The organism is Rugamonas violacea, from assembly GCF_016461825.1.
Classification (GTDB): domain Bacteria; phylum Pseudomonadota; class Gammaproteobacteria; order Burkholderiales; family Burkholderiaceae_D; genus Rugamonas.
In genome coordinates, this window is record NZ_JAEMNU010000031.1 from 259,356 (window position 1) to 262,732 (window position 3,377).

Here is a 3,377-nt window from a genome sequence, read left to right on the forward strand (position 1 = left end):
GCCCCCCCCCGGCCAGTTCATCGCCCAGTTCCTCGGCCGTAAAGGCGCCAGCCGCGCCGGCAACGCCATCGCCGCCAAGCGGCTCGGCTGATCGAGCGGTGTTGGGATTGCATTTGATAAGTTATTCTTAAAATAATTCTCCGAACGATAAAAATATCGTACGGAGAATTTAGAATGCCCGCATAATAGCTGAATTACTAAATTTATTTTAACGGTTTCACACCACCACGCCGTCCCAAACCAAACGCAATACGATATACGTCTGGCATCTGTACTCTTTCATCTTTCAATCTATTAACAAGACCTAAAGCTTCAAGATCTTTCAGCACTCCATCAACACCATCTTCAAGACTTTGAGGTGGCAATTTAACGACCGTCCCAGATTTCAACAAATTTTTACTCAAATCCGTCAAAGTTTTTTCATTTTTCCAAATATTTTCAATATCTTTAGATGCACAAGGAACTGAGAGCTTCCCTCTTAAAGGTTGCATCACTAGATCTACCCATGGGTAGTCTTCGCCTGTAATTTCGTCAACACGAATCTGTGATGCTGCTTGTACACCTTGTTGAATTTCACGGTAACCGATAGCTAAATTATAATCATCTTCAGTCTGTTCCGCAGCGTGTCTTAGTGCAGAAAAGAAGCTGCGCGGACTAACCTGATCAAGTCCATCTTGTAAATGGTTTACCAACCAAGTATAAGGTTTTCCCCGCTTAATTCCACTAGTGCCAGAAGCCATAGCTCGCCCGGCTAATGCAATGAAAACTCGCTCTTGGACGCTCTCGTCAGTTCGTAAAGGACTTGGCAAAATCCAGGCTACATTATCTTTTTTCCAGCCAAGTCCACTCACCTCCGTAGTCAGCGCTCTAAAAGTTTTCCCACCTTTAGCCGCATTTCCTAAGCACTGAAAAAGTAAAGCATACAAGTCCGCTCGCCGCCAAGATAACGACGCTTTCCGAGCCAACAGTTTTGACGCATCTGGGAAACCAATAATCGCTCGATCTTGCAACATATCAGGACGAACGAATATTTTAAAACGAATTCGTTTAGTTGCACGCAAATCTTGAGCAACTTGCAACAAACCTTTGGCCAACGGGCGAATACTTGCCCAATCCTCTGCGAGTCTATCCAATGCATCAAACAGAATGATGAGTGTCTCACTATTTGAGTCAAATATTTTATCTGCCTTCAACAGCAATTCATCAAATTCTTCGGGGTGAGAAGCAACCCACGCCACCCGTTTTGGCCAATTTCCTTTTGATGGAAACGGGGCACCAAATCCAATTTTATGGGCACAGACAGCGCGCCAAATCATGCGAGCGGGGTATTCTAGTATCAATGCTGCAAGCACATCTTGGCTCGGTGCATCTACTGAGTTCGATTGCGCTCCAAACGCCTGCACAGCCTTTACTTTAAGATTTATTCGGGCTTCCGGAAAGGCTCCAGTAATAAATTTTTGATGTGGTTTGGATGATAAATGTGCCCACCAGAAACTTTTCCCCGCACCTCGTATTCCTTCAACCACACACGTGTCAGGATCAAGCGCGCGAGCATGGCTAGGCGGTACGTAAGTAAATTCCGGATCACGTTCCGGTTCTGCGCCGGCGTGATCTACAGCAGGAAGCGAATCACGCATTGCCTGTCGCAACTCTTTCGCTGAAAATACCAAAGCCATTAACTATCTCCCAAAACCATCGATGTAACCTCCTTAAAGAAAGGACCGAATGCAGCGTCAATATCTGCATCTCCAACTCCTCCTCGCTCAACTGGAAGCAGTGGATCAAATTCTTGCAATCGTGCGCTCCATCTCACTTGCCATGGATAATGAGGTGCGTCTTCATCATCTAAACCAAACGTGAACGCATCGAGCGGAGTAGGTTCTCCAGCAGGAATCTGATCATATAGCGTAGTAGAGAAAAGATCACATGCATTCTGACGGAAGCGCGTTGCGCGTTCAGCTTGATCGGATTCGGGGAATAACGCCTGAACAATAGCAAGTCGCGACCTTACGTGTCGCAAGACTTCGGGGCGTCCCTGCCAATGACCGAAAAGCTGTCGATACCCTTCCCAGTTCTGCGTTGTATCGGTGGCAAATAGTAGCGCTAACGATGCCAATCCTGTAATTGAAATTGCAGCAAGGTCATGTAATCCTGCACGGCTATCGATAAGAACGATATCTGGTACTTCTTGGACTTCGAGTAATCGAACCAGTCTTTGAATCCTTGCCGCAAATTGTTCAGGCACCGCGCCAGCATGAGGTACATCAGCATAGACACGGGCAAGCTTAGCCAAGTACGCTGACTCTCCTTGTCCCATTGCAGGCGCTATTCGAATAGATCCAGTTAAGTTGTCCGCTAGCGGACTATCGGCAATGAGATCTCGCAATATTTCATCCCCTTGGCCAACAGCGTCCTCTACAAACCAATCGACTAAACCGTACGTCGCGACACGCTCGGCAGGCAAAAGCAAGCCTGATAGCCCGGGAGACTCTAAATCGAAATCCAACAGTAAAACTCTTTTACCATTGCGTGCGAGCCGGTAAGCCAACATTGCTAAAGCTGTCGATCGTCCAACACCGCCTTTAATTCCATAAAACACTACTCGTGGAGGATGTATGTATCCGGTATCTTCTGGTTCGGTACGTAACCAGTACTGTCCAACAATTTGCCTATCGAGCAACTGAATCGAGAATTCTGGTGAAACTGAACCATCCTCTAATAGAAGACCAGGAACAAGTGTCTCATGCCAATCCACATGATCGAACAACGTATCGGGAGCAGCAAAGTCATCACGAAATAGTACGCCGCCTGTTGCAGAAAATGCACCAAGCCTTTTCTGCGCTTGATCTAATTTTTGTGCAACAGCCAAGTCAAAATCCTGCCGCTCGATATTTACCGCAAAGCGCAATCGCCCATAAACATCTCGAATTAATAGTACTTTATGCTGTTGACCAAGACTTGCGGAAACTGCCGCTTCGGCAGCAAGACGAAGTGCTTCGTTGAATCTAATCGCTTTCATAAAATTACTCCGTCTATGGTTGCGGAATCCAGCATGTTGACTACTTGCGTTGCTGCCATTTTCCACTTTGGAAGAGAATCCTCAGGTAATTCATCATTTGTCCAATAACGATGATCTATACTCCAATTATTGAAATGACTAAGATCTGGAACCATTGATAAATAGCGTGTTGCAGTGCGACCATCCGGAAATACCCCCAAGGTGGCCACCGTTTGAGTTAAATCTGGGACATGGGCTCGAAATTTTTTTTTCTTCTCACTTTCAATACTAACCTTCTAGAAAGTAAAGCTAGCGCTCAGGCGGCGTAACTGCATTCCTGTTGCTGGAAGAACGATTTGACCATCGCCGGCAATTTCTG

At 46.3% G+C, this 3,377-nt stretch carries 2 protein-coding genes; both read right to left on the bottom strand.

Translation table 11 applies throughout. From position 1 onward, the window contains the following. Positions 1-203: 203 nt before the first annotated feature. Positions 204-1,676: a hypothetical protein gene (locus tag H7U20_RS06895; protein WP_199518857.1), complete on the bottom strand. Its 1,473-nt coding sequence runs from the start codon at positions 1,674-1,676 to the stop codon at positions 204-206. Continuing rightward, positions 1,676-3,019 (bottom strand): ParA family protein, encoded by a 1,344-nt coding sequence (locus H7U20_RS06900; RefSeq protein ID WP_199518858.1) that lies wholly within the window; start codon positions 3,017-3,019, stop codon positions 1,676-1,678. The genes H7U20_RS06895 and H7U20_RS06900 overlap by 1 nt, the downstream gene beginning before the upstream one ends. Positions 3,020-3,377 lie beyond the last annotated feature (358 nt).

Bases quoted from the DNA above. Each gene is read 5' to 3' on its own strand.
- H7U20_RS06900 (WP_199518858.1), bottom strand. From the start codon at position 3,019: ATGAAAGCGATTAGATTCAACGAAGCACTTCGTCTTGCTGCCGAAGCG.
- H7U20_RS06895 (WP_199518857.1), bottom strand. From the start codon at position 1,676: ATGGCTTTGGTATTTTCAGCGAAAGAGTTGCGACAGGCAATGCGTGAT.